Below are 26,745 nucleotides of genomic sequence, written 5' to 3'. Positions count from 1 at the left end.
TATGAAAATCTTTGGCTCTCTTGCGTTGGCGGGAACGCTTGTTGCGATGGCAGCTTGTGGCAAGGAGGATGATAAGTCCACAGAAGCCGCTCCTGTTCGTCCCGTGCTTTACACGATTGCTACGCCAAAGCCTGCGATACAAACCAGTTTTGCCGGTACAATCGAGCCGCGCTATTCGACTGATCTCGCTTTTCGGGTGCTTGGGCGACTGATTGCGCGTCCTGTCATTGTTGGTGATCTCGTCAAGAAAGGCGAAACAGTCGCCATGCTTGATCCTACCGCACTTGATCTTTCTGTGCAGTCAGCAAAGGCCGATCTAGCAAGTGCTGAGGCCCAATATGCCAATGCAGCTGCGAGCGAGGGGCGTCTTAATATTCTGCTCAAAGGCAGCAATATTTCTCAAGCGGATTATGATGCCGCAAAGCAGGCGCGTGACAGTGCTCAGGCGGGGCTTGAAAAAGCACAGGCCGGTTTGCGAAAAGCGCAGGATCAGCGTGGCTATGCCGTTTTAAGCCCTGATTTTGACGGGGTTATTTCAGCCACCAATGCGGAAGTTGGACAAGTGGTTGCCGCAGGGCAAGCTGTGATGACGGTAGCGCGCCCGGATATTCGCGAAGCCGTGCTTGATATACCTGACAACATGACTGAGTTTTTTGTGGCAGGAACGCCGTTTCATGTTCAGCTTCAGGCTGATGGAAGCGTGACAGGACAGGGAACTGTGCGTGAAGTTGCACCGCAAGCAGATGCGCAAACACGCACGCGTCGCGTTCGCATTGCATTGGAAAACCCACCGGAAGGTTTCCGGCTTGGCGCAACCATTCGTGCAGGCCGCACACGGTCGCAGAAAGATCATGTGATTTTGCCGATACAGGCACTGGTGGAAAAAGACGGTAAAACCGCAATTTGGGTCGTTGATCCCAAAACGCAGACTGTAAGCCTCCATGATATTCAGGTTGTAGAGCGTGAGCGCGATAGTTTTATGGCCAATAATGTTGAAGCGGGTAGCTACGTGGCAACGGCTGGCGTGAACCAGCTTGAAGAAGGACAAAAAGTCCGACTGGATGCGAAGGGGAGCGGCCTGTGAAAAAAGGTTTTAATCTTTCTGACTGGGCTTTGAACCATCGTTCGCTGGTCTGGTATTTCATGCTGGTGTTTCTGGTTGCGGGCTTTGTCTCTTACCTTGATCTGGGGCGTGCAGAAGATCCGGAATTTACCGTCAAGACAATGGTTGTTCAGGCAAGCTGGCCGGGTGCATCCATTGATGAAACGATGAATCAGGTCACCGACCGGCTTGAAAAGAAGCTCGAAGAGCTTGATACGCTTGATTATACGCGCAGCGTGACAACACCCGGCAAGTCGGTGGTGTTTGTGTTTTTGAAAGACACTGTGCGCAAGGAGCAAGTCACCAAGGCGTGGTCTGATGTTCGGCATATGTTGGATGACATTAAGCCGAACCTGCCGGACGGCGTTTATGGACCTTATTACAACGACAAGTTTGGCGATGTGTTTGGCAATATTTATGCTTTCACATCGGATGGATTGTCGATGCGGCAGCTCCGCGATTATGCGGAAGATGTGCGCACCAAAATTTTGACCATTCCAAGCGCTGGCAAGGTTGAGTTGATCGGCGCGCAGGATGAGGCGATTTATCTTGAGTTCTCGACGCGGCAGGTGGCAGCCCTTGGTCTCGATCAGCAGGCTATTCTGAAAGCGCTTCAGGATCAGAATGCGATTACGCCGTCGGGTGTGGTGCAGGCCGGGCCAGAGCGTATCAGCGTGAGGGTGAGCGGTCAGTTTAACTCTGAAGATGATCTGCGTGCCGTCAATCTGCGTGTCAATGATCGCTTCTTCCGCCTCTCGGACGTTGCCACGATCACGCGCGGCTATGTTGATCCGCCGACAGCAATTTTCCGCGTCAATGGCGAGGATGCCATCGGGATTGCGGTCGGAATGAAGCCGAACGGCAATCTGCTGGAGTTTGGCGAAAAGCTCGACGCCATGATGGAAAAGGTTAAGGCCGATCTGCCGGTTGGCATCAATGTTTCCAAAGTGGCCGATCAGCCGGAAGTGGTTCAGGATGCGGTTTCAGGCTTTACAACGGCGCTGTTTGAAGCAGTGGTGATTGTTCTGGCGGTGAGCTTCATAAGCCTTGGTTTACGTGCCGGTTTTGTGGTGTCACTCTCGATCCCGCTGGTTCTGGCGATTACCTTTCTGGTCATGTCGCTGATGGATATTTCGCTGCAACGCGTATCGCTTGGTGCGCTAATCATCTCTCTCGGGCTTCTCGTCGATGATGCGATGATTGCGGTTGAAATGATGGTGGCGCGGCTAGAGCGGGGCGACCCTATCCACAAAGCCGCGACTTACGTCTATTCGCACACCGCATTCCCGATGCTGACGGGAACGCTTGTCACCATTGCGGGCTTCATTCCGATTGGTCTGAATTCCAGTCAGGCGGGTGAATATACTTATACGCTGTTTGTGGTGATTGCGGTTTCGCTGATCGTTTCATGGATTGTGGCGGTGTTATTCGCGCCACTTCTCGGCGTGACAATATTGCCGAAAAAGATGAAGCATCATGAGCATAAGCCCAGCCGGTTTTTTCAAGCTTTCTCAAAAACCCTGCTGCTGGCAATGCGCCATAAGTGGATCACCATTGTTTCGACAATCGCTTTGTTTGTGGTCTCGGTTTTCGGAATGGGCTTTATTGAACGCCAGTTCTTCCCGGAGTCGGATCGCCCTGAACTGGTGATCGACTGGACGCTGCCGCAGAACAGCTCAATCGCTGACACCAAGGCACAGATGGAGCGCTTTGAGCAGACAATGCTCAAGGACAATCCTGATATTGAGCATTGGAGTACCTATGTCGGGCAGAGTGCAATCCGCTTCATCCTGTCGTTCGATGTGCAACCTGCCAATCCCTATTTCGGGCAGATGGTTGTTGTCGCTAAAGACGTCGAAGCGCGTGATCGCCTGAAGGCGAAATTTGATGAAGTGCTGCGCAAGGATTATGTCGGCACAGATACGTTCGTGAAATTCCTTGAACTCGGACCGCCGGTTGGGCGCCCGGTGCAGTATCGCATATCTGGGCCTGATATTCAGGGGCTGCGTGGCATCGCGCAGGATTTCGCGGGCGTTATGAGTGCCGATAAACGCCTTGGTGTTGTCAGCTATAACTGGAATGAACCGGGCCGGGTTATTCGGGTTGATGTGATGCAGGATAAGGCGCGCAAGCTTGGCATTTCATCCAAAGATATTGCAACGACCTTAAATAGCGTGGTGGGCGGTATTCCGGTCACGCAGGTACGCGATTCGATCTATCTGATTGACGTCATTGTGCGTGCGCAGAAGCATGAACGCGATTCCATCGATACATTGCAGAGCTTGCAAATCGCAACGGGCAATGGCAGTTCGGTGCCGCTCGCAGCCATTGCCAATTTCCGCTACGAGCTTGAGCAGCCAGTGGTTTATCGTCGCTCGCGTATTCCAACCATCACCGTTGCAGCTGGCATTAACGATAACACCATGCCGGATACAATCGTCAGTGAGTTGCAGCCTTCGGTGAATAGCTTCATCGAAAAGCTGCCAGCGGGGTATTCGATTGTGACGGCGGGTACGGTTGAGGAAAGCGGTAAGAGTCAGGGGCCGATTGCAGCTGTTGTGCCGCTAATGCTGTTCGTGATGGCAACGGTTCTGATGATTCAGTTGCAAAGCTTCCAGCGACTGTTCCTTGTGGTTGCCGTTGCCCCTCTAGGACTGATCGGTGTGGTCGCGGCGCTGTTGCCAAGCGGTAAACCGCTGGGCTTTGTGGCTATCGTTGGCGTGCTGGCGCTGATCGGTATTCTGATCCGCAATTCGGTTATTCTTATCGTTCAGGTCGAGGAACACATATCGGAGGGTATGCATCCATGGGATGCGGTGGTTGATGCAAGCCAGCATCGTATGCGACCGATAGCGCTGACCGCTGCAGCGGCAAGTCTGGCGCTGATCCCGATTGCGCGTGAAGTGTTCTGGGGACCGATGGCCTACGCCATGATGGGCGGCATCATTGCTGGCACGGCGATCACGCTTCTGTTTCTGCCTGCACTTTATGTTGCATGGTTCCGCATCAAGGAGCCGGATGCAAAAGCGAATGAAACAGCGGTGGAGCCGCAGCCACAACATTGATATGAAGAAGGCCTGCTTTATGCGGGCCTTTTTAGTTTTGGAGAATACTCCCACAAATTTGCTCTTCACGCATTATCGACTTGATAGCGCAATCCGGTCAGTGCATTACGCATTCTGGCATGGCGATCACCGCATCGTAGAGTAAAAATCACGATGTAGTTGCGCTTGCGTAATAGAGGAACCCCTATGCATAACTTTGTCCTGACCGTCACCTGTAAGTCCACCCGCGGTATTGTTGCCGCCATATCGGGTTATCTTTCGGGCAAGGGGTGCAATATCATCGACAGCGCCCAGTTTGACGATCTCGACACGGGTCGCTTCTTCATGCGCGTTAGCTTTATTTCCGAAGAAGGCGTGGCGCTTGATGTCTTGCGTGATGGCTTTGTGCCGATAGCTGCACCTTTCGAGATGGATTTCGATTTCCACGACAATGCCCATCGCACGAAGACATTGCTGATGGTGTCGCGTTTTGGTCATTGCCTGAACGATCTGCTCTATCGCTGGAAAATCGGCGCGCTGCCAATCGATATTGTTGGCGTTGTTTCGAACCACTTCGATTATCAGAAGGTTGTCGTCAATCACGACATTCCATTCCATCATGTCGCCGTGACCAAGGCCAACAAGCCAGAAGCTGAACAGCGCCTTTTGGATATTGTTGAAAATACCGGCACGGAGCTTGTGGTTCTCGCGCGCTATATGCAGGTTCTGTCTGATCCGCTTTGCAAGAAAATGTCAGGCAAGATCATCAATATTCATCACTCTTTCCTGCCGTCGTTTAAGGGTGCAAACCCTTACAAGCAGGCTTATGAGCGCGGCGTGAAACTGATTGGTGCGACAGCGCATTACGTGACCGCTGATCTTGATGAAGGTCCGATTATCGAGCAGGACGTTGCGCGTGTGACCCATGCGCAGAGTGCTGCGGATTATGTATCCATTGGCCGTGATGTTGAAGCGCAGGTTTTGGCACGTGCAGTTCATGCGCATATTCATCACCGTTCATTCCTCAACGGCAATCGTACTGTCGTGTTCCCGGCTTCGCCCGGGTCATTCGCCTCCGAACGCATGGGCTGATCGACCAGTCGATATTTACGCACTGACGGTCTGCAAATGGCGATTCTCTACGCTTCCGGTGCTCATGTACCTTAAAGTACACTCCGCTCCGGTTCTCGAGAACTCACCATTTTCGCCGTGTCATTGCAAAAATCTCAACTGGTCGATACGTTGCGGCCATAAAAAAACCCCGCTGAAAAGCGGGGTTTTCTTTTGACCTGAAATCAGACCGATTAGTCGATGTCGAAGGAAACGCCCTGTGCGAGCGGCAGAGCCTTCGAATAGTTCACGGTGTTGGTTGCGCGGCGCATGTAGCCCTTCCACGCATCCGAGCCCGATTCACGACCACCGCCAGTTTCCTTTTCGCCGCCGAATGCGCCGCCGATTTCAGCACCCGAAGTACCGATATTGACGTTTGCAATGCCGCAATCCGAACCTTCAACCGAAAGGAAGCGCTCTGCTTCCTGCAGGTTGAGCGTGAAGATCGACGAGGACAGGCCTGCGCCAACTTCATTGTGGCTCGCCAGCACGTCGTCGAAGTCGGAATACTTCATGACGTAAAGGATCGGTGCGAAGGTTTCTTCGAGAACTGGACCCTGCTGCTTTGGCATTTCAACGATTGCGGGACGCACGTAGTAAGCGTTTTCATGGCCAGCTTCGACGCGTTCGCCGCCCTGTACCTTACCGCCGTGAGCGGTTGCTTCCTTCAGTGCCTTCTGCATGTTGTCGAAAGCAACCTTGTCGATCAATGGACCAACCAAAGCTGTGGTTTCGAGCGGCGAACCAACGGTAACGCTGGCATATGCCTTCTGCAGACGTGGAACCAGCGCGTCGTAAACGCTTTCATGCACGAACAGACGACGGAGCGTGGTGCAACGCTGACCAGCGGTGCCCATTGCGCCGAAAGCGATTGCGCGCAGCGCCATGTCGAGATCTGCCGATGGGCAAACGATACCGGCATTGTTGCCGCCGAGTTCGAGGATTGCACGCGCAAAACGCTTTGCAAGGCGTGGACCAACTTCGCGGCCCATGCGGGTCGAACCGGTTGCCGAAAGAACAGGAACCTTCGGGCTGTCAACGAGAACTTCACCAACGGTGCGGTCGCCGAGTACGATTTCAGCCAGACCTTCTGGAGCATCGCCAAAACGCTTGATGGCGCGCTTCAGGATTGCGTCACATGCAATAGCGGTGAGCAGGGTCTTTTCTGATGGCTTCCAGACAACCGAGTTGCCGCAAACGATTGCGAGAGCCGAGTTCCATGCCCAAACAGCAACAGGGAAGTTGAACGCCGAGATAACGCCGACAACGCCGAGCGGATGCCAGGTTTCCATCATGCGATGGCCAGCGCGTTCGGTTGCGATGGTGAGACCGTAGAGCTGACGCGACAAACCGACTGCGAAATCGCAGATATCGATCATTTCCTGAACTTCGCCGAGGCCTTCCGAAGGGATCTTGCCAGCTTCGAGCGAAACGAGACGGCCGAGATCTTCCTTGGAAGCGCGGAGTTCTTCACCCAGAAGGCGGATCAGTTCGCCACGCTTTGGAGCTGGAACAATGCGCCATGCGCGGAAAGCTTCGTCGGCCTTGTCGATGATCTTGACTGCATCTTCTTTGCTGTGAGTTTTGATCGAAGCGATCTGTTCACCGGAGACCGGGCTGAAGCCAGCGAGGTCGCCCGACGTGTAAATGGCTGCGTCAACGCCAAGCTTTGAAAGCAGATCAGCGGCTTCTTTTTTCACGTCGAGTTTTTTAACAGCGGTGTTCATATTAATCCTCTTAGCCTGTCGGTTCACTAGAGCAGTTCAAGTTAAACTGTGTATCTTAGATACTGCTCTAGTTGTTTATATTTACGCATTGTCCGACGCAAAACCGCTTCGCACTTTTGCTGGAAATGCTTTTATTCTGCTGCTTCAAGACCGCTCAGGCGGGCCTGTACAGCTTCGATGGATTCGCGTTCGATACGAGCATAGTGCTCGAATTCATTAAGAACCTTTGCGCCCAGATCTTCCTCGAAACGCTTTTGGTTCGGGCTTTCCACAAAATCCTGCGCGTCGTCGTCGCCCAGATTTGACTGGAAGATACCAGCGGCACTGACCGGCAGGAAGTCTTCATAGATGATCGGGTCAAACTGGACTGCGCCGCCTTCGATCAGAGTTTCAATATCGGTATTGGCCGGGAAGGCTGCAAGACGTGCGGAATCCTTAACCGAATAGGCGAAATAGCCAAGCGCTTCTTCGCGCACGCCTGCCCATGTGTCAGGGAAAGCGGCAAAGGTGTCGCTCAATGCTTTCACATATTCAGCCGAGTTTGAACCATCAGGAGCAGGGCGGGCAACTGCGCGGGTGTCGTTGAGCAGCTTGTCGTAAAGCGCGCGGCCCTTTGGTGTGAGGGCGACGCCACGCTGTTCGATTTCACCGAAACGGGCAGTGTGGGAGCCTGGGGTCCAGGTGCCGTCGGCGCTGACAAACGAAACTTCTTCTTCCAGTGCCTTGAACGAGGTCTGGCGCAGAAGGATCGGGCATTTGCGGGTTGGCGGACCTTCGACAACAGCCTTGGGGTTGATGCCGCGATCTGGCATCTGAACCTGCACGGCGTCGATGTCGAGCGTGCGTGGTGTCAGGTGGTTGATGTGCGGACCCTTGAAGGAAACAACGTCGGCGATCAGGCGATGCGCATCGTGGAGGCGATGGTAAAGCTCGGCGCTGACATTGGCATGATCGTGCCAGCGGAAAGTTTCAAGCACTTCTGCAACGAAGATTTTCGCATCGGCTTCATCAAGGCCGCCATTGGCTTCCGCCTTTTCGGCAAGCGCAATGGCGCCGGGCGTGAAGATTTGGCGCTTCGCGAGCACTTCTTCTGATTCTTCGCGCAGCTTCGCATCGGAAATCAGATCAAGGCGCAGCAACGAGGTGAACACACGGAACGGATTGTGCTTAAGCGCTGCATCGTCGATCGGGCGGAAGGCGGTCGAATGCACTGGGACGCCAGCAGCACTCAGATCGTAATAGCCGACCGGGAACATGCCCATGACAGAGAAAACGCGGCGCATCATCGACAGCTCAGCGGCAGTACCGAGGCGGATTGCACCGTGACGTTCTTCAGAAATGCGCTCAAGGGAATCGGTTTCCGTCAGACGCTCATGCAGATGTGCATCGTCTGCGAGAACCTTTGCGTTCACATCGGAGACGAGTTCCATCAAAGTGCCATAAGCAGGCACTTCTTCCTTGTACATGCCTGACATGGCTGCCGAAAAAGCAGAGCGAATGGCGTCTGGCGAAATGATTTTATGCTCGTTCATTGCGAAGGTTTCCGTAGAACTTGGGTCATCTTGGGGATGGACATGTCTTTTGCAGGAGGAACATGCCAGTATTATGATGAAAATGTATCATATCAGCCGATTTGCCGTTATGATCGCAACGAACGCAACTATGTTAATGCGAGAATGGAATGAAGCTTAGCAGGAGACTGATCCCCGATATTGCCACGCTACAGGCATTTGAATGTGCGGCGCGGCATGGCAGTTTCACGCAAGCTGCCAACGAACTGAACCTCACGCAGAGCGCTGTCAGCCGTCAGATCAAGGATCTGGAAAGCCAGCTCGGTGTATTGCTGTTTGAGCGTATTCGCCAACGCATCCTTTTGTCTGATGCCGGGCGAAAATTCCTGCCAGAAGTGCGGCGTTTGCTCAATCAGACGGAAGACACGATGCTGCGCGCCATGGCGTCGGCGCAATCGACATCTTCATTTAGTGTAGCAACGCTGCCGACATTCGGTACACGCTGGCTGATGCCGCGTATCCCGGATTTTATCGACAAGCATCCCGGCATTGCTATCAATGTTGCTTCGCGTTCTGGCGTTTTTGACTTTGAAGAACAGCCGTTTGATTTGGCTATCCATTATGGCCAGCCGGTCTGGGCACATGCGACATGTACTTTCCTGTGTTCAGAAGTGATTGTGCCTGTTGCAAGTCCGAGCCTTCTTAAAGTGCTGCATCCCGCAACCCCGGAAGAGCTGGAAAACGAGCCGCTGCTGCATTTAGCAACTCGCCCTAAAATGTGGGCGCAATGGTTTGAAAGCTGTGGCGTTGAAGGCAAGTCCGCTTATCGTGGCCACCGTTTTGATCAGTTTTCGATGGTGATCGGCGCTGCTCTCGCAGGTCTTGGTTTTGCGCTGTTGCCGCTTTATCTGATTGAGCAGGAATTGCGTAACGGCGAATTGGTCATGCTTTTCGAGCAGCCAATGCGGACCGAGAATGACTATTATCTGGTGGTTCCAGAGGGTAAGCTTGAGAATCCGCTGACGCAGGTTTTCTGTCAGTGGATCGCAGGACAGGTGGGGAACGTCGTTCTTTAGTATAGGTCATTCCCAACCGGCATGAATTGTTGCAGAAATATTGCTGTCCTTGCGACTTCCGGTGCGTGAAATAGTTAAGTCCGACACATCGCGTGTTTCCCATTATATGAAATGGTTGTCTTTCCATGCTTAACGATCCGCGCTCGCATGGTCTTTGGGAAAAGACCGCTCCTACTGCACCAAAAACCACAGCGCTGAAAGGCGATCTCACCGCTGATGTGGTGATTGTGGGCGGCGGATTTACCGGCCTTTCGACGGCTTTGCATCTGGCTGAAAAAGGTACCAGCGCTATCGTGCTGGAAGGCATTGAAATCGGCTACGGCGGTTCGGGCCGCAATGTGGGTCTGGTCAATGCTGGCATGTGGGTTATGCCGGATGATCTGCCGGGCGTGCTTGGTCAGCAATATGGCGACCGTCTGCTCGATGTACTTGGCAATGCACCCAAGCTGGTTTTTGAACTGATTGAGAAGCACAAGATTGCCTGTGAAGTTGAAAAGCAGGGCACGCTACATTGTGCGGTAGGCAAAAACGGCCTCAAGGATATTGAAGCTCGCTATGAGCAGTGGGCGCGGCGCGGTGCCAATGTGAAGCTGCTCAACGCGCAGGAAACCGAAGCCAAGGTCGGCACCAAGGCCTATTCCGGGTCGCTGCTCGATCTGCGCGCCGGCACAATTCAGCCGCTCGCCTATGTGCGTGGGCTTGCCAGTGCTGCCGTTGCTGCTGGTGCCCGAATTTTCACGCAAAGCCCTGTGACCGGTGCCAGCGAACAAAACGGCAAATGGGTGGTCAAGACTGCTTCCGGCACGGTTACAGCTGACTGGGTCGTGGTTGCAACCAACGCCTATACCAATGTGCCATGGCCGGAAGTGCGTGCCGAGCTTGTGCATCTGCCCTATTTCAACATGGCCACCAAGCCTCTCTCGGACAATATCAAGCGCTCCATTCTGCCTGAGCGTCAGGGCGCATGGGATACCAAGGAAGTTCTGTCGTCGTTCCGTTTTGACCAGCAGGGCCGTCTTGTGTTTGGCAGCGTCGGTGCGCTGCGCAATACGGGTGCGAGTGTGCATAAAGCATGGGCAAAGAAATCGCTGAAGCGTCTCTTCCCGCAAATTGGCGAAGTGGAATTTGAGTCGGAATGGTATGGCAAGATTGGCATGACCAATGACAGTCTGCCGAAGTTCCATCGCCTTGCACGCAATGTTGTGGGCTTCTCTGGTTATAACGGACGTGGCATCGCGCCGGGCACAGTGTTCGGCAAGCATCTTGCGAAGCTGGTTTCAGGAGAAATCGGCGAAGTTGATCTGCCGCTGCCTGTCAGTGACCCGAAAGATCAGAGTTTCCGTGGTTTGCGTGAAGCTTATTATGAAGCCGGTGCACAGGTTGCACATGCGGCAGAGATAATTATCTGAACTAGCCTAAAGCTGTCATATATTTGAAGCCTAAGCCCTTTAAGGCATCCGCATCACTTCCAGAGTGGAAGCGATGCGGAAGGCAAATCAATCTGAACATGCCCTTCGCAGACCGTATATCTGCCGGAGGGCATTTTGCTTTCTGAAATCAGTTCCGATTTTCTGGCAGATGTTTTAGAGATTTGTTTGACAGGTGAGTCATGAACAGGAATGATCGCGCTTCTCGATATGATAGTATCTGCGCCATTTCAGCTCGTATGCAGCGTAATCACGCTGGAGCAGCGGCACATGCTGCTGAAAACCACATAGAAATTCGAGGAAAGAACGCCATGACCAAGATGTTGAAGCGGGCCACAGCAATTCCTGCTCTTCTTGCTCTGTCTATCGTTGTTGCGCAGGCTGATACGCTGACACTTTATACGTCGCAGCCTGAAGCTGACGCGACCAAGACGGTTGAAGCTTTCCGCAAAGCCAATCCGGATACGGACGTGCAGATTTTCCGTTCGGGAACGAGCGAACTCCTCACCAAGCTCGCCGCCGAGTTTTCGGCTGGCGCGCCACAGCCTGACGTTCTGCTGATCGCCGATGCCGTCACGATGGAAGGTCTCAAGAAGGACAAGCGCCTTCTGCCTTATACGGATGCCAAAGTTGATGGTTTTGCTGCGGATAGCTACGATGCAGACAAGACCTATTTCGGCTCCAAGCTGATCACCACCGGAATCGCTTTTAATACAGGCGCAGCGCAAAAGCCTGAACATTGGGCTGATCTCGCCAAGGCTGATTATAAGGGCCAGGTTGTTATGCCAAGCCCGCTTTATTCGGGTGCTGCGGCCTATCTGCTGAGCGGTTTCGCGCTCGATAAGGAACTCGGTTGGGATTATTTCAAGAACCTCAAGACCAACGAACTTTCAAGCGTCAAGGGTAATGGCGCTGTGTTGAAGTCGGTTGCGAGTGGCGAAAAGCCATATGGCATCCTTGTGGACTTCATGGCGCTCAATGCCAAGGCTAAGGGATCGCCGATTGAGTTCGTGTTCCCGTCGGAAGGTGTGCCTGCCGTAACCGAACCAGTTGCGATCATGGCGACCGCCAAGAACGTCGATGGTGCCAAGAAGTTCGTCGATTTCATCCTGTCGGATGATGGCCAGAAGCTGGCATTGGAGCAGGGCTATCTGCCTGCGAAGGAAAGCGTTGGCCGTCCTGCATGGTTGCCAGAAGGCACCAAGATCAACATCATGACGATTGATACCCAGAAGGTTCTCAATCAGACGGATGCCGACAAGAAGCAGTTCTCCGAGTTGTTTGGCGGATAATTAGCTAACATGCGCATGTTTCGAGATCTTCAGGGCCGTGATACGGCCCTGATTGTTGGTATAACGCTGATTGTTGCGGTGCTTTCGCTTCTGCCACTAATGCGGCTGCTTTTAGAGTTGATTGCACCGCAAGGACAACTATCAACGTCTGTTCTTGTTGAAACATTAAGCACCCGTTCGACATGGGTTGCCACATGGCATTCGCTGCAAATAGGTATTGGCGGCACGCTGCTGGCGCTGGCCTTTGGCATTGTCGCGGCGTTGCTCGTTGGCTTGACCGATATGCGCGGGCGTAATGTCTTCGTGCTTTTCTATGTGACCCCGCTGCTGATTGCCCCGCAGGTAACAGCACTTGCATGGCTTCAGCTTTTTGGCCCGTCGAGTCAATTGCTCAAACTCATCGGCATGGCACCGCCGCTTGGCAGCCGTAATCCGCTTTATTCCGTCTGGGGCATCATCTTTCTGCTCGGAGTGCAATATGGGCCGCTGGTCTTTCTGATCGTGCGCGCTGGCCTGCGTAAACTCCCACGCGAACTGGTCGAAGCAGGCCTGAGCGCCGGTGCCAGCAAATGGACCGTTTTGCGCACCATTATCCTGCCGCTGATGACGCCATCGATCATTGGTGCTGCGGCCCTAGCTTTTGTCTCATGTGTCGGCAATTTCGGCATCCCTGCGTTTCTGGGGATTCCATCGAATTATCTTGTTTTGCCAACGCTGATTTATCAGCGTCTTGCGGGTGGTGGGCCAGCCGTGCTGTCGAGTGTTGCTGTGCTTTCAGTGCTGATCGGTCTGATCGCTATGGCAGGGATCGCAGCACAGGATTATGCCTCGCGTCGTCGCGATTTCCGTATCGTCTCAACGTCGCTTCCAGCAGCACCTTTTGCGCTGGGTGTATGGCTTATATGGGCGGAGTTAGCTGCATGGCTGTTGATCGTGATCGTGCTGTTTCTGCCGCTGATTGGCTTGACGCTCTCAGCACTGGTTCCGGCCTATGGCGTGCCGCTTACATTTGCGACAGCAACGCTTGAAAATTTCCGCTTTGTTATGCTTGAGCATGCGGGTTCGGCGCGGGCATTTGGCAATAGCCTTATGCTGTCCTTTGCGGCTGCTGTGTTTGCTGTGCTGATCGCGGTTCCGCTGGCCTATATGCTGGCATGGCGCAAACGGCGCTGGACGCCGATCCTCAATTTTGCAGCCGAAATGCCCTATGCTTTGCCGGGCGTGGTGCTGGCCATCGCTTGCTTGCTGTTGTTCTTGAAGCCGTTGCCGGTGGTTGGTGTCAGCCTCTACAACACGCTCTGGATCATCCTGTTTGCTTATCTCGCACGCTTCTTTGTTTTGGCGCTGCGGCCAACTGTTGCTGGCCTTCACCAGATCGACCGTGCGCTGGAAGAAGCAGCGCGAATTGCGGGCGCAGGGCTTTTCTATCGCCTCAGGACCATTATATTTCCTCTTGTCGCACCAGCGACGCTTGCAGGCGGCGTGCTCATTTTCATGACCGCATTCTGTGAGCTGACGGTTTCGGCGCTTCTCTGGGCGTCGGGATCGGAAACGCTGGGCGTGGTGATGTTTTCTTTTGAACAGGCGGGCGATTCCGCCTATGCGGCTGCCATATCCATTCTGGCCGTTGCGGTGACATTCATGCTGATGCTTGCAACAAATCTGTTTGCGCGTCGTCTTCCAAATGGAGTGCTGCCATGGCGCGACTGAAAATCGAACAGGTTTCCAAGGCCTTCAATGAATTTCAGGCCCTGTCTGCAGTGTCGCTCGATGTGAAGGACGGCGAGTTTGTTGCTATTCTCGGACCGTCAGGCTGCGGCAAGACCACGCTTCTGCGGATGATTGCTGGTTTTGAAGATGTCGATGGCGGCGAAATCCATATTGGGGACAGCCGCGTTTCCCATGTTGACGGCAACGTGCCACCGGAAAAGCGGCAGGTCGGCATCGTCTTCCAGAATTACGCTCTGTGGCCGCATATGACGGTCGCCGAGAATGTCGGCTATAGTCTGCGGGTGGCAAAGGTTGCCAAAGCCGAGCGCGAGGCCCGCGTTCGCCAAGCGCTGGCACTGGTTGATCTTGATGGGTTCGGTGATCGTCGCCCGGCCAATCTTTCGGGCGGTCAGCGGCAGCGTGTGGCTTTGGCCCGCTGTCTGGTAGCAGCCCCTTCACTGGTCTTGTTTGACGAACCGCTTGCCAATCTCGATGTGCATTTGCGTGCTTCGATGGAAGACGAGTTTGCGGCTTTCCACAAGCGCACTGGTACGACGATTATCTACATCACGCATGACCAGGCCGAGGCCATGGCGCTTGCTGACCGGATTGCGGTGCTTGATCATGGCAAGCTTCAGCAGTTCGATACGCCGCGCAAGCTTTACGAAGAGCCGGCCAGCGAAATGGTCGCGTCCTTTATCGCGCATGGCATGGTTCTGCCTGCGGAGGTCGTGTCTTTTGCGCAAGCGGGACATTGCGAGGCGTTAGTGCTGGGAAGCCGTGCGCAGGTGCGTTGTTCAGGCATTGAAATGCCGCGTGCGAATGCGCAGCTCTGCGTTCGCGCAGAGGATTTGCAATTGGTCGAGAGTGGCGGCATCCCCGTGCGGGTCAAGCGCTCCGTTTATCGGGGTGGCGGTTCGCGCATCGAGGCATCGCCGCTGACAAAGCCGGATATTCACCTGCATTTTGAAGTGCGCGATCCGATACGGTTGGAAGAAGGCGATGAAGTGCGTGTCGCCATTCACAATGGCTGGATCATTCCCACCGATGAAATGCCGGTGAGACGAGTCTCAACCGGCTTTCCAATCGGCAATAAAATTTAGTTTATTTCTTCTTCATTGCTTCCAGAAGGGCCGCGCCGAAACCGCCGGTTGATGGTTGTTCCTGTTTGCGCGGAGCAAAGTTCTGCTTCGATGCAGGTTTTGTATCACGTTGTGCATTGTTGCGTGGGGCAGGGGCTTCGCCACCATCTTTACGCATTGTGAGGCCGATGCGCTTGCGTGGCACATCCACTTCCGTCACGCGCACCTTCACCACATCGCCAGCCTTGACCACTTCATGCGGGTCTTTGACAAATTTATCGGCGAGCTGCGAAACATGGACAAGTCCGTCCTGATGCACACCGATATCGACAAAGGCACCAAAGGCCGCGACGTTGGTAACTGTGCCTTCCAGCACCATGCCGGGTTTCAGGTCCTTGATGTCATCGATGCCATCGGCAAAGGTCGCAGTCTTAAAGCCAGGACGTGGGTCGCGACCCGGCTTGTCAAGTTCCGCAATGATGTCGCGCACGGTTGGCAGACCAAAACGCTCATCGACAAAGACGCGCGGATCGAGCGCTTTGAGAGCAGCACTATCACCCATGAGGCTGCGCACATCGCGGCCGCAGGCGGAAACGATCTTTTTCGCAACGCCATAGGCTTCCGGGTGAACGGAGGATGCATCAAGTGGCTCGGTGCCGTTGGCGATACGCAGAAAGCCTGCACATTGCTCGAAAGCACGGTTGCCGAGGCGGGCGACTTTCAGCAGGTCCTTGCGGTTCTTGAAAGCTCCAACTTCGTCACGATGCGCGACGATTGCTTCGGCAAGAGATTTTCCAAGGCCGGATACCCGGGCAAGGAGCGGCGCAGATGCCATGTTGAGATCGACGCCGACAGCGTTCACGGCGTCTTCGACCACAGCGTCCAGTGAGCGGGCAAGGCGGACCTGGTCGACATCGTGCTGATACTGGCCGACGCCGATGGATTTTGGCTCAATCTTCACAAGCTCTGCCAGAGGGTCCTGCAAGCGGCGTGCAATCGAGACCGCACCGCGCAACGAAACGTCAAGCTGCGGGAATTCAGCGGCAGCGGTTGCGGAGGCTGAATAGACCGACGCGCCTGCTTCCGACACGATGACTTTGAGCGGCTTTGGCGCTGGCAATTCGTTGAGCATATCCACGACAAGACGTTCGGTTTCGCGGCTGCCTGTTCCGTTGCCAATCGCAATCAGCTCGATCTTGTGTTTGCGGATCAGGCTTGCAAGCTCGGCCTGTGTGCCGCGCACATCGTTCTTTGGCGGAAAAGGATAGACTGTCGTTGTGTCAAGCAGCTTGCCGGTATCATCGACGATAGCGACCTTAACGCCGGTGCGGATGCCCGGATCAAGGCCCATGGTTGCACGCGAACCGGCAGGGGCGGCCAGCAGCAGGTCTTTCATGTTGCGGGCGAAGACGTTGATCGCCTCTTCTTCAGAGCGTTCACGCAGGTCACGCATCAGATCAAGCGAGAGGGACAGCGAGAGCTTTACACGCCATGCCCAGCCTGCAACTTCCATCAGCCAGCGGTCGCCGGGTAACGTTCCGCCGATATTGTAAGCGGCGGCGATCTTGCGTTCGACTGGTTTTACAGGGGAAGTATCGTCGGCATCAATTTCGATGTCGAGCGAGAGGAAATCTTCGTTGCGACCACGGAGCATGGCCAATGCGCGATGGCCTGCAACATTGCCCCAGCGTTCAAAATGGTCGAAATAATCGGAGAATTTCGCGCCTTCCGCTTCTTTACCAGTTACGACGCGGGAGCGCAGAATAGCGCGTTCTTTGAGGTAATTACGCAGATTGCCGATCAGTTCAGCATTTTCAGTAAAACCTTCCGCAATGATGTCGCGTGCGCCTTCAAGGGCTGCTTTTACATCTACAACATCGCCGGTGACATATTGTATGGCAATATCTGCTGGAACCAGCTTGCGGTCGCTCATAATGGCTTCGGCAAGCGGTCCAAGGCCGCGTTCGCGGGCGATTTCGGCCTTGGTGCGGCGCTTGGGCTTATAGGGCAGATAGAGGTCTTCAAGCTCGGCCTTGGTGGTAACGCCTGCAATTTTCAGTTCGAGTTCGGGCGTCAGTTTTTCCTGTCCGCGGATTGATTCCAGAATGGAGGTGCGCCGTGCTTCAAGCTCACGCAGATAAGAAAGGCGCTCATCGAGCGTTCGCAATTGAGTGTCGTCAAGCCCGCCGGTGACTTCCTTACGGTAGCGCGCAACAAACGGCACAGTCGAGCCTTCATCCAGAAGACCAATGGCTGCTATGGCCTGTTCGGGCTTTGCGTTGATTTCCGCTGCGATGATTGCGGCAATGCGCTTGATGTCGTTGGCCATTATTTATTCCAATTCAAAATATCTGGTGTGAACATAGTCGGATAGCTTTTTGACGCAATCACGACCGTCATAATGGTCCACAGGAAAGCATGTATATTCATCGTTCACGCGCCTGTGAACGCGCAGGGTCTTTTAAAATCGGAATTGAGCGATACATATATCGTGAAATGACGATATGAAGGAAGATCAGCGAGGTGACCATGATGTCGGACATTCAATCTATAGCAGCAGCTATGCCGTTGGACGAGATACTCAAGGCACTTGGCCATCCTGTTCGTCTCGACATTTTAAGCTGGCTTAAGCAGCCGGAGAAGCATTTCTCCGCTCAGCACATGTCTTTGGAGATGGGCGTGTGCGCCGGTCAGTTTGAACGGTGTGGTCTTTCGCAATCCACCGTTTCTGCTCATTTGTCCGTGCTGACGAAAGCGGGGCTGATTACGCCCCACCGTGTTGGCCAATGGACCTTCTACAAGCGCGATGAGGAGGCAATTGCAGCCTTGCTCAAATCGCTATCCGATCTTTAGCCCATTTTACCAATTCGCCCAATCGTTCCCACTTGAAGGAAATGCATCTATGGCCACATTGTTCGATCCAATCACAATCGGCGATCTTAAACTTGCCAATCGTGTTGTTATGGCACCGCTGACGCGCAATCGTTCGCCCCGCGCTGTGCCAAACGACCTTAACGTCACCTATTATGAACAGCGCGCGAGTGCCGGTCTGATCATCACCGAGGCAACGCCGATCAGCCATCAGGGACAGGGCTATGCCGATGTGCCGGGCCTTTATTCCGATGAGCAGCTTGCTGGCTGGAAGCGTGTGACCGATGCTGTTCACAGCGCCGGCGGCAAGATCGTCGTGCAGATGTGGCATGTGGGCCGTATTTCGCATGACACATTGCAGCCAAATGGCGGCAAGCCAGTCGCGCCTTCGGCCATTACAGCAAAGTCAAAGACTTATCTGGTGCATCCAGACGGCACCGGCGAATTTGCACCAACGTCTGAGCCCCGCGCCCTTGAAAAGAGCGAGTTGCCAGAAATTGTTGCGACCTATGCCAAGGCTGCAAAGGATGCGGTTGAAGTCGCTGGTTTTGACGGCGTCGAAATCCACGCTGCAAATGGTTATCTGATTGACCAGTTCCTGCGTTCAGACAGTAATCATCGCACCGATGAATATGGTGGCTCGATTGAAAACCGTGCGCGCTTCCTGTTTGAAGTGGTCGACGCTATCACGAAATCCATCCCGGCGGGTAAGGTCGGTATTCGTCTTTCGCCAGTAACACCTGCCAATGACGCATCGGATTCCGATCCGCAGCCACTGTTCGATTATGTGATCGAAAAGCTGGCTTCTTACGGTCTTGCCTATATTCACATCATCGAAGGTGCGACGGGCGGTCCGCGTGATTTCCAGCAGGGTCCGCAGCCATTTGATTATGCGCGTCTCAAGCAGGTTTATCGTGATGCCGGTGGCGAAGCTGCCTGGATGGTCAATAATGGCTATGATCGTGACTTGGCCGAACAGGAAATCGAAAGCGGTCGCGCTGATGTGGTTGCTTTTGGCAAGCCGTTCATCTCGAACCCTGATCTTGTGCGCCGCTTGAAGGACAATGCTCCGCTCAATGAGCTGGATCAGCAGAATATGTATGGTGGTGGTGCCAAGGGTTACACGGATTATCCTGTGCTTGCCTAATAGAAGTGAAAAAAGCCGGAGTATTCTCCGGCTTTTTTATTACAGACGTGCGCGCGTCGAGCGCGGCGTTGCCAGCAGCAGATTTGTTTCGCTGGCCTTGATGCCCGGCACCAATCGAATACGACGTAGCACGGCATCGAAATCGGTCAGTGTTGCAGCACCCAGTTCCACAACCAAATCAAAACGACCATTGGTGGTATGAATTGCGGAAATTTCGGAAAATCCGCCAAGCGATTTTACCACCCGGTCGGCGACATGGCCTTCGATTTCGATCATCATGATACCGCGCACTGGCAGATCCACTGCATCAGATCGCAGGATCACCGTATATCCGATAATGTCGCCGGACTGCTCCAGCTTTTCCATGCGGGCACGAACCGTCGCGCGCGAAACGCCAAGATCAATCGACACATCGGAAATGCTGCGTCTGCCATTATGACGTAAAAGCGTGATAAGCTTTTCATCCAGATCGTCCATGTTTTCTCCATTTTGAAAAGCCAATCCACCATTCTGATAAACCAAACCGATAAAATTGCCAATCCGGTTGCTTCACATTGCCAAGCTTAAATGGTCAATTTCAGATAGAAAAAAGAAGGATTCCTACTTTATGCATTGCAAGATATTGGGATTGCCTGTTCAGGAAGGCACTGGACGTCTCGGCTGCAACATGGGCCCCGACGGTTATCGCGCTGCCGGTATTGCTAAAGCCATTGAAGAACTCGGCCACGAGTACACAGATCTTGGCAATCTGGTGCCAGCAGAGCAGCGCTCGTTCGATCATCCGAACAAGGCGCTCAAAGCGCTCCCACATGCAGTTGCATGGATCGAAGCGATCAGCGAAGCTGCCTATCGCGAAAGCGAAGAAGGTTTTCCGATTTTCCTTGGTGGCGATCATCTGCTCGCAGCAGGAACTGTTCCGGGTATCGCGCGCCGTGCTGCCGAAAAAGGCCGCACGCAATTTGTGCTCTGGCTTGATGCGCATACGGATTTCCATACGTTGGAAACCACCGCGAGCGGTAATCTGCACGGCACACCAGTTGCGTATTATACTGGTCAGAAGGGTTTTGAAGGTTACTTCCCTGATCTGGCCGCCGCCGTTGATCCCAAGAATGTCTGCATGATGGGTATTCGCAGCGTTGATCCGGCTGAACGCGAAGCCATTCAGAAGACCAAGGTTTCGGTTTTCGATATGCGTTTGATCGACGAGCATGGCGTTGCAGCACTTCTTCGCCGTTTCCTTGATCGTGTGAAAAGCGAAAACGGTCTGCTGCATGTCAGCCTCGACGTTGATTTCCTTGATCCGGCGATTGCACCTGCTGTTGGCACGACTGTGCCGGGTGGCGCGACCTTCCGCGAAGCGCATCTCATTATGGAAATGCTGCACGATAGTGGTTTGGTGACAAGTCTTGATCTGGTTGAGCTTAACCCGTTTCTCGATGAGCGCGGACGCACGGCAACTGTCATGGTTGACCTGATGGCGAGCCTTTTGGGTCGCAGTGTCATGGACCGCCCGACCATCAATTATTGATTTCAGAAACCGCATTCGTGGCTGGCGAGCCAATAGAGTTTGCCGCCGAATGGTAAGGAGCTAGAATGACCCAACCGAACCTCAATATCGTGCCTTTCGTCAGTGTTGACCACATGATGAAGCTGGTTTTGTCTGTCGGCGTAGAGACCTTTCTCAAGGAGCTTGCTGATTATGTTGAAGAAGATTTCCGCCGTTGGGAAAGCTTTGACAAGACGCCACGCGTTGCATCGCACTCCGACGAAGGCGTGATTGAGTTGATGCCGACAAGCGACGGCACACTTTATGGCTTCAAATATGTGAACGGTCACCCGAAGAACACGCGTGATGGTTTGCAGACCGTGACGGCTTTCGGCGTTCTGTCAGATGTCGGCAATGGTTATCCGATGCTGTTGACCGAAATGACAATCCTGACAGCGCTTCGCACCGCTGCGACTTCGGCCGTTGCAGCCAAGCATCTTGCGCCAAAGAACGCACGCACCATGGCGATCATCGGTAATGGTGCGCAGAGCGAGTTTCAGGCCTTAGCATTCAAAGCAATTCTCGGTATCGATAAGCTACGCCTTTACGATCTTGACCGCAGCGCTTCGGAAAAATGCGCGCGCAATCTTGCAGGCACCGGTTTGGATATCGTCATTTGCAAGAATGTTGAGGAAGTTGTCGAAGGCGCGGATATCATCACGACCGTTACCGCCGATAAGCTCAATGCTACAATCCTGACCGACAACATGGTTGGTGCTGGCGTGCATATCAATGCGGTTGGTGGCGATTGCCCGGGCAAGACCGAGCTTCATGGTGATATTCTGCGTCGCTCGGATATTTTTGTTGAATATCCACCGCAGACCCGTATTGAAGGCGAAATTCAGCAGTTGCCAGACGATTATCCGGTCAAGGAACTCTGGGAAGTGATTACCGGCAAAATTGAAGGCCGTACCGATGTGCGCCAGATTACGCTGTTTGACTCGGTTGGCTTTGCGACGGAAGATTTTTCGGCGCTGCGTTATGTTCGTGACAAGCTGAAAGATACCGGCTTCTACGTACAGCTTGATCTTCTGGCCGATCCAGACGAGCCGCGTGATCTTTTCGGAATGTTGCTTCGGCATGAGAAGCAGCTTCTGGCGGAAAAGACTAAGCCCGCCGCATAAAATTAAAACGCCCGCCGCTCAATTGACCGGCGGGCGTTTTCTATAACGGCTTGCGTGAATGGCGAGGGCTAGTGAATTTCCCGCTATGCGTGGCTATGGCCATTTCAAAGCTGTCCGCAATACGCCGCGCGCGGTCGATAAAAATTACGGCTCCCTCTGGCGGGAAGACTTCACGAGCGGTCTGTTCGAATAGCTCTAACCAGCGATCAAAATGATCGCCTTGCAATCCCAGCCGTAAATGCGGCGGCATGGGTCGCCCTTCATAGCTGCCAGTCTTCAGAATGACCGATGACCAGAACTCCGCGATCTGCGCCAGGTGATGATCCCAGTCAGCAACGGCTTTCGTGAAAACTGGACCAATCAGTTCATCCTCGCGCGCGCGACCATAAAATGTGTCGACCAGCTGCTTGATGGAAGCTTTGTCGATGGATGGGTGAGGTTGGTTGATGAGCGAGGACATTATCTATCTATTGCCTGTGGTCGCAAAGTATCATCGGTGACGTTTGTTATTCAATGCGTGGCGTGCAACGAGATAAATAAGGACAACGAATGCCACGACAGCGAAGATGCTCGACGTGTAGAGCATCACGATTGCGTCGCCGATGCGTTCGTTTGCCATCAGCCAGCTTGCCAGTGACAGGCCACATGCGACGCCGAAAATCCATGTGATGAGTAGGATCAATGATTTCATTTTTGCCCCGTATTGTGATTTGTCCGCGAAGACGAGCTTGGCACATCTGGACGGCAATTTATAGCGACATAAGATTCTGCACGATGTTCAAAACATAAACAGCGGCCTGTGATAAGGCGGCGATAGCGGCGGCAGTTGCGGCGGCTTTATTATACTCTGTCGCTTTTACCCAGCCCTTGTGATGCGAATCAAGATTTGATGCGACTTGGTTAACCCACTCGCCAGACAATGAGCCATCATCTTTGCGCAGCTTTTTTGAAGGCTTAATCGCTGGAACATCAACGCCCGCAGATCGCATCCAGAGTATGCCCGCAGCAACGCCGGTCACAACCGAAACCAGATGAAGCACCAGAAAAGCGAGATTAAAAAAAATCATACCACCAACTCTTAATGCGTGTCGCAACGTATCGCGTTTAATAGACACGCATTATCTATGTGTTTTTACGCATGTCTTTATCCCATCGAAGCGGGATAAGAAATCACTCCAGTGGAGTGATTGCCCCGCGTAGCCGGTTCCCACTTTTGGGCGACATGCTGTAATTTTCGCTGATGGATATAATAATTTGATTGTTTTGTTGAGAGAAAATTTTGCCCGAAGCGGCAATAATTCGTGGGGAGGGTTGTTGGTAGCGAAGGACGGATTCGAACCGCCGACACAAGGATTATGATTCCTCTGCTCTAACCTACTGAGCTACTCCGCCATACCATTTGCAAAATCCATTCTACACCGTTTCCAGCGTCTCAAGCGAATGTTTTCACAAGGAATGGCGGCGGTATATGTGGGTAATGGGACCCTGTCAAGCACTCTTAGCATGGCTTTCGTCTTGTTTTCCACGTTTTGCGTAGATAAGTAACTAGCGGAAAGCAAAGGCATAGTTATATGGCACCTCGTATTGCGGTTTTGGGTTGTGGCTATTGGGGCGGCAATCATATTCGTACCTTGAAGGGGCTCGGTGTCCTTCATGGTGTTTCTGACGCGAACCCACAGAATGCAGAACGATTTGCTTCTGAATTTGGTGTTCCGAATATCCCTGTTGATGAGCTCTTCACACATCCCGATATTGACGGCATCGTTATGGCGCTGCCCGCACAGTTTCATGCGCAATATGCGATTGAAGCGGTGAAGAACGGCAAAGACGTTTTGGTTGAAAAGCCGATTGCGCTTGAAGTTGCAGACGCTGAGGCAGAAGTTGCAGCTGCACGCGAAAATAACCGCGTGTTCATGGTCGGTCACATTCTGCGTTTCCATCCAGCTTTTGAAAAACTGCTTGATATGGTGAAAAGCGGCGACATCGGCGATGTTCGCTATGTGCATTCGCACCGCGTCGGCTTTGGCAAGTTCCATGACAAGTTTGATGCACTTTGGGATCTTGCACCGCATGATTTGTCGATGATTCTGGCAATTACCGGCGAAGAGCCTTCAGCTGTTCGCGGCGAGGGTACTGCGGTTATTGATAAGATCAGCGACTTTGCGCATGTGCATCTCGAATTTCCGAGCGGCATTCGCGGTCATCTGTTTGCATCGCGATTGAACTCTTATCGCGAGCGTCGCCTGAGCGTGACCGGAACCAAGGGCATGCTGGTGTTTGACGATGCGGAACCTTGGGATCGCAAGCTTGCATTCTACAAGCATGAAGTTTGGCGTGAGAATGATCAGTGGGCTTTCAAATCGGTCGAGCCGGAATATGTGGCTGTCGAAGAAGGCATGCCGCTGACACGCGAATTGCAGCATTTCCTGCATTGTATCGAAACGCGTGAAACACCGCGCACCGATGGGCAGGAAGCAATTAATGTGTTGCGCATTCTGACTGAAGGTTCGGTCAATCATTCTAAGTAGCCAACCTTTGACAGAAATTTCTGTCAACTGGTGTTACGAAATTCGCAAAACTTTGAACGCTCCCCCCATGGCAGGGAGGGGCGTGAAGGAATAAGAGAATTGTCGCGGATTCGCTTCTGATGGGGCGGACCAGATAAATTGGAGCCAACATGCAGTTCATTGATCTTGGGGCGCAACGCGCGCGTATCGAAGACCGTCTCAATGCCGCCGTTTCCAAGGTAGTTGCGGAAGGCCGTTATATTCTCGGTCCTGAAGTGGCCGAGTTTGAGAAGAAGCTCGGTGAATATCTGGGCGTGGAACATGTGATCGCTTGTGCTAACGGTACTGACGCTTTGCAGATGCCTCTAATGGCACGCGGTATCGGCCCGGGCCATGCGGTGTTCGTTCCATCGTTTACGTTCGCTGCAACCGCTGAAGTTGTTGCCCTTGTTGGTGCAGAGCCGGTTTTCGTCGATGTGGATGCCGACACCTACAACATGAATATCGAACAGCTTGAAGCTGCCATTGCTGCTGTCCGCAAGGAAGGCCGTCTTGAGCCAAAGGCAATCATTCCTGTCGATCTGTTTGGCCTTGCTGCCGATTACAACCGCATCACCGCAGTAGCTGATCGCGAAGGCCTCTTCATCATTGAAGATGCGGCTCAGTCGATTGGTGGCAAGCGTGACAATGTCATGTGCGGCGCTTTCGGCCATGTTGGTGCGACAAGCTTCTATCCGGCCAAGCCGCTCGGCTGCTATGGCGACGGCGGTGCAATGTTCACCAATGATGCTGAACTCGCTGACACGCTGCGCTCCGTGCTGTTCCACGGCAAGGGCGAAACGCAGTATGACAATGTTCGCATTGGCCTCAACTCGCGCCTCGATACAATTCAGGCCGCTATTCTTCTGGAAAAGCTGGCGATCCTTGAAGACGAAATGGAAGCGCGTGACCGTATTGCCAAGCGCTACAATGAATTGCTCAAGGATGTAGTCAAGGTTCCGGGTCTGCCTGCTGGCAATCGTTCGGCTTGGGCACAGTATTCGATTGAAAGCGAAAACCGCGATGGTCTGAAGGCACATCTTCAGGCAGCTGGTGTTCCATCGGTTATTTACTATGTGAAGCCGCTGCACTTGCAGACAGCTTACAAACATTATCCGATTGCACCGGGCGGCTTGCCTGTTTCGGAAGCCCTGCCTGCACGTATTCTGAGCCTGCCGATGCATCCGTATCTGTCAGAAGAAGATCAGGACAAGATCATTGGCGCGATCCGTAGTTTTCACGGCAAATAAGCCTGATAATCAGTGATTGAGAAAAGCCCGGCGAAAGTCGGGCTTTCTTATTTCTGCCGTTTCGCAATGCGCGACGCAACGAAGCGGGCAATTGCCGGACCAGCAAGCAACACGATGAAAAAGCGGCTTGTTTGCATGGCAATAATGAATGGCAGATCGACATGGCTTGATGCTGCGATAATTGCCACCGTATCGGCGCCGCCGGGGCTGGTGGCCAGATAAGCGGTGAGCGGGTCGAGACCCAAAAAATGGCCGAGCGCCATGCCGAATAATCCGCAGACAGCAATTAGAATAAGTGTTGATCCAAGCACTGCCGGAAAGGCTCGGGCCGCATGTGCAATGATACCGCGTGTGAAGCCAAGACCAATGCGCCAGCCGATGAAAATATAGCTGCCTGCCAGCAACCATGGTGGCAGGTCGATGGTCATCAGGCCTAGATCCTGCAACAAGGCACCGAGCGCCAGCGGTATGAGCATTGCTCCGGTTGGAATGCGCGATAATTGGCCCAAAAACGCACCGCAGACGATCAAGGCAAGTGTTGGGCCAAGTGTGTGCCAGTTTATCGCTGGAAACCATTCTATGGCCGCTGGAGCCGCAATTTCGATATCGGTCGTAAACATCACGACGAGCGAGGCGGCGGTCGCAACGAGAACAACACGCAGATATTGCATGAAGGCGATCAGTCGAGCGTCTGCACCGAAAGATTCGGCCATCAGTACGATTGCCGTGGCAGCTCCCGGAGAAACGCCCCAGACGGCAGTTGTTCCCGGTAAAACACGAAATCTTGCGAGAAGATAGCCGACTGTCGTGCTGGCGAGCAGCGTGAAGCCGGTTGAGAGCAGGATGATCGGCAGATGCTGCCCCATATTGCTGAAAAATTCCTGCGTCATGGCACGCGCGATAAGCAAGCCAACAATAGCCTGCGCAAGCAGCGAGAAATGGGTGTGAACCTTAATCGCGCTTTCGCGTGATGCCAGAACAATCGCGCCGAGCATCGATCCCAAGAGGAATGCGGCCGGTAGCCCAAGTCGCTCGCCGATATAGATGAAAATCGCAGATGCAACCAGCAGCAAGCCCCATTGGACTGGCTTTGGTTTATGGCTAATCGTGAATTTATCGCGGGCCTTGTCTTGCCCGGAGGGGACGTGTTTCTGCATCGCGCGCAATTCCTACTACTAGC

22 protein-coding genes and 1 tRNA gene are annotated in these 26,745 nt (G+C 53.5%); 14 read left to right on the top strand and 9 right to left on the bottom strand.

All coding sequences use genetic code 11. The annotated features are described in order from the left end of the window. The first annotated feature begins 1 nt into the window (after position 1). From ACOZHT_RS14270 to purU, 3 genes are all read left to right on the top strand, one after another. Positions 2-1,084 carry an efflux RND transporter periplasmic adaptor subunit gene (locus ACOZHT_RS14270; protein WP_421565847.1) on the top strand — a complete coding sequence of 361 codons (1,083 nt, stop codon included), beginning with the start codon at positions 2-4 and terminating at the stop codon, positions 1,082-1,084. Further along, on the top strand, positions 1,081-4,167 hold the full coding sequence (locus ACOZHT_RS14265) for an efflux RND transporter permease subunit (protein ID WP_421565846.1): 3,087 nt from the start codon (positions 1,081-1,083) through the stop codon (positions 4,165-4,167). Before ACOZHT_RS14270 ends, ACOZHT_RS14265 begins: the two co-directional genes overlap by 4 nt. 186 nt (positions 4,168-4,353) lie before the next feature. After that, positions 4,354-5,238 (top strand): formyltetrahydrofolate deformylase, encoded by an 885-nt coding sequence (gene purU, locus ACOZHT_RS14260; protein ID WP_339511386.1) that lies wholly within the window; start codon positions 4,354-4,356, stop codon positions 5,236-5,238. A gap of 212 nt (positions 5,239-5,450) precedes the next feature. Here the strand turns inward: purU and ACOZHT_RS14255 are convergent, their stop codons facing one another. Both ACOZHT_RS14255 and ACOZHT_RS14250 read right to left on the bottom strand, forming a co-directional pair. Further along, positions 5,451-6,983 (bottom strand): aldehyde dehydrogenase family protein, encoded by a 1,533-nt coding sequence (locus ACOZHT_RS14255; protein ID WP_339511388.1) that lies wholly within the window; start codon positions 6,981-6,983, stop codon positions 5,451-5,453. Positions 6,984-7,114: 131 nt separating this feature from the next. Further along, the gene (locus tag ACOZHT_RS14250) at positions 7,115-8,515 is read right to left on the bottom strand and encodes a 2-oxoadipate dioxygenase/decarboxylase HglS (RefSeq protein WP_339511390.1); all 1,401 of its coding nucleotides are present in this window, start codon (positions 8,513-8,515) and stop codon (positions 7,115-7,117) included. Between the two features lie 149 nt (positions 8,516-8,664). On the opposite strand from ACOZHT_RS14250, the gene ACOZHT_RS14245 reads away from it, so the two are divergent. The 5 genes from ACOZHT_RS14245 (at position 8,665) to ACOZHT_RS14225 (ending at position 15,102) form a co-directional block, all read left to right on the top strand. After that, a complete protein-coding gene (locus ACOZHT_RS14245; RefSeq protein WP_339511392.1) occupies positions 8,665-9,570 on the top strand; it encodes a LysR family transcriptional regulator in 906 nt (301 codons plus the stop codon). A gap of 125 nt (positions 9,571-9,695) precedes the next feature. Next, positions 9,696-10,979, top strand: a complete 1,284-nt coding sequence (locus ACOZHT_RS14240; RefSeq protein ID WP_339511394.1) for an FAD-binding oxidoreductase — start codon at positions 9,696-9,698, stop codon at positions 10,977-10,979. Positions 10,980-11,308: 329 nt separating this feature from the next. Then, entirely contained in the window at positions 11,309-12,289 is a 981-nt protein-coding gene (locus ACOZHT_RS14235) for an ABC transporter substrate-binding protein (protein ID WP_339511396.1), read from the top strand. Positions 12,290-12,298: 9 nt separating this feature from the next. Further along, positions 12,299-13,999 (top strand): iron ABC transporter permease, encoded by a 1,701-nt coding sequence (locus ACOZHT_RS14230; RefSeq protein ID WP_339511398.1) that lies wholly within the window; start codon positions 12,299-12,301, stop codon positions 13,997-13,999. Continuing rightward, a complete protein-coding gene (locus tag ACOZHT_RS14225; protein WP_339511400.1) occupies positions 13,987-15,102 on the top strand; it encodes an ABC transporter ATP-binding protein in 1,116 nt (371 codons plus the stop codon). Before ACOZHT_RS14230 ends, ACOZHT_RS14225 begins: the two co-directional genes overlap by 13 nt. A 1-nt stretch (position 15,103) precedes the next feature. On the opposite strand, the gene ACOZHT_RS14220 is transcribed toward ACOZHT_RS14225, so the two are convergent. Next, on the bottom strand, positions 15,104-17,410 hold the full coding sequence (locus tag ACOZHT_RS14220; protein WP_339511402.1) for a Tex family protein: 2,307 nt from the start codon (positions 17,408-17,410) through the stop codon (positions 15,104-15,106). Between the two features lie 203 nt (positions 17,411-17,613). On the opposite strand from ACOZHT_RS14220, the gene ACOZHT_RS14215 reads away from it, so the two are divergent. After that, the gene (locus tag ACOZHT_RS14215) at positions 17,614-17,934 is read left to right on the top strand and encodes a metalloregulator ArsR/SmtB family transcription factor (RefSeq protein ID WP_339511764.1); all 321 of its coding nucleotides are present in this window, start codon (positions 17,614-17,616) and stop codon (positions 17,932-17,934) included. A gap of 49 nt (positions 17,935-17,983) precedes the next feature. Then, positions 17,984-19,099: an alkene reductase gene (locus ACOZHT_RS14210; RefSeq protein WP_339511404.1), complete on the top strand. Its 1,116-nt coding sequence runs from the start codon at positions 17,984-17,986 to the stop codon at positions 19,097-19,099. A gap of 39 nt (positions 19,100-19,138) precedes the next feature. On the opposite strand, the gene ACOZHT_RS14205 is transcribed toward ACOZHT_RS14210, so the two are convergent. After that, entirely contained in the window at positions 19,139-19,576 is a 438-nt protein-coding gene (locus ACOZHT_RS14205) for an Lrp/AsnC family transcriptional regulator (RefSeq protein ID WP_339511406.1), read from the bottom strand. A gap of 130 nt (positions 19,577-19,706) precedes the next feature. On the opposite strand from ACOZHT_RS14205, the gene rocF reads away from it, so the two are divergent. Together rocF and ACOZHT_RS14195 are read left to right on the top strand one after the other, a co-directional pair. Continuing rightward, positions 19,707-20,627, top strand: a complete 921-nt coding sequence (gene rocF / locus ACOZHT_RS14200) for an arginase (RefSeq protein WP_339511408.1) — start codon at positions 19,707-19,709, stop codon at positions 20,625-20,627. Between the two features lie 65 nt (positions 20,628-20,692). Continuing rightward, a complete protein-coding gene (locus ACOZHT_RS14195) occupies positions 20,693-21,769 on the top strand; it encodes an ornithine cyclodeaminase (protein ID WP_339511410.1) in 1,077 nt (358 codons plus the stop codon). Between the two features lie 40 nt (positions 21,770-21,809). Here ACOZHT_RS14195 and ACOZHT_RS14190 read toward each other — a convergent pair whose 3' ends face one another. From ACOZHT_RS14190 to ACOZHT_RS14175, 4 genes are all read right to left on the bottom strand, one after another. Continuing rightward, complete coding sequence (locus ACOZHT_RS14190) at positions 21,810-22,229, bottom strand: group III truncated hemoglobin (protein WP_339511412.1); 420 nt, start codon at positions 22,227-22,229, stop codon at positions 21,810-21,812. A gap of 30 nt (positions 22,230-22,259) precedes the next feature. Further along, positions 22,260-22,460 (bottom strand): hypothetical protein, encoded by a 201-nt coding sequence (locus ACOZHT_RS14185; protein WP_339511414.1) that lies wholly within the window; start codon positions 22,458-22,460, stop codon positions 22,260-22,262. Positions 22,461-22,518: 58 nt separating this feature from the next. Further along, positions 22,519-22,836 (bottom strand): hypothetical protein, encoded by a 318-nt coding sequence (locus tag ACOZHT_RS14180; RefSeq protein ID WP_339511416.1) that lies wholly within the window; start codon positions 22,834-22,836, stop codon positions 22,519-22,521. 248 nt (positions 22,837-23,084) lie between these two features. Then, positions 23,085-23,161 (bottom strand) — tRNA-Met (locus ACOZHT_RS14175). 179 nt (positions 23,162-23,340) lie between these two features. On the opposite strand from ACOZHT_RS14175, the gene ACOZHT_RS14170 reads away from it, so the two are divergent. Both ACOZHT_RS14170 and ACOZHT_RS14165 read left to right on the top strand, forming a co-directional pair. Next, positions 23,341-24,297, top strand: a complete 957-nt coding sequence (locus ACOZHT_RS14170; protein WP_339511418.1) for a Gfo/Idh/MocA family oxidoreductase — start codon at positions 23,341-23,343, stop codon at positions 24,295-24,297. Between the two features lie 149 nt (positions 24,298-24,446). After that, positions 24,447-25,565, top strand: a complete 1,119-nt coding sequence (locus ACOZHT_RS14165; RefSeq protein ID WP_421565845.1) for a DegT/DnrJ/EryC1/StrS family aminotransferase — start codon at positions 24,447-24,449, stop codon at positions 25,563-25,565. 47 nt (positions 25,566-25,612) lie between these two features. On the opposite strand, the gene ACOZHT_RS14160 is transcribed toward ACOZHT_RS14165, so the two are convergent. After that, entirely contained in the window at positions 25,613-26,722 is a 1,110-nt protein-coding gene (locus ACOZHT_RS14160) for an AbrB family transcriptional regulator (RefSeq protein WP_339511422.1), read from the bottom strand. Between the last annotated feature and the right edge of the window lie 23 nt (positions 26,723-26,745).

The organism is Ochrobactrum sp. EDr1-4 (genome assembly GCF_049199085.1).
In the GTDB taxonomy this organism is placed as follows: Bacteria; Pseudomonadota; Alphaproteobacteria; order Rhizobiales; family Rhizobiaceae; genus Brucella.
This window is presented reverse-complemented; position numbering and strand designations above follow the sequence as displayed.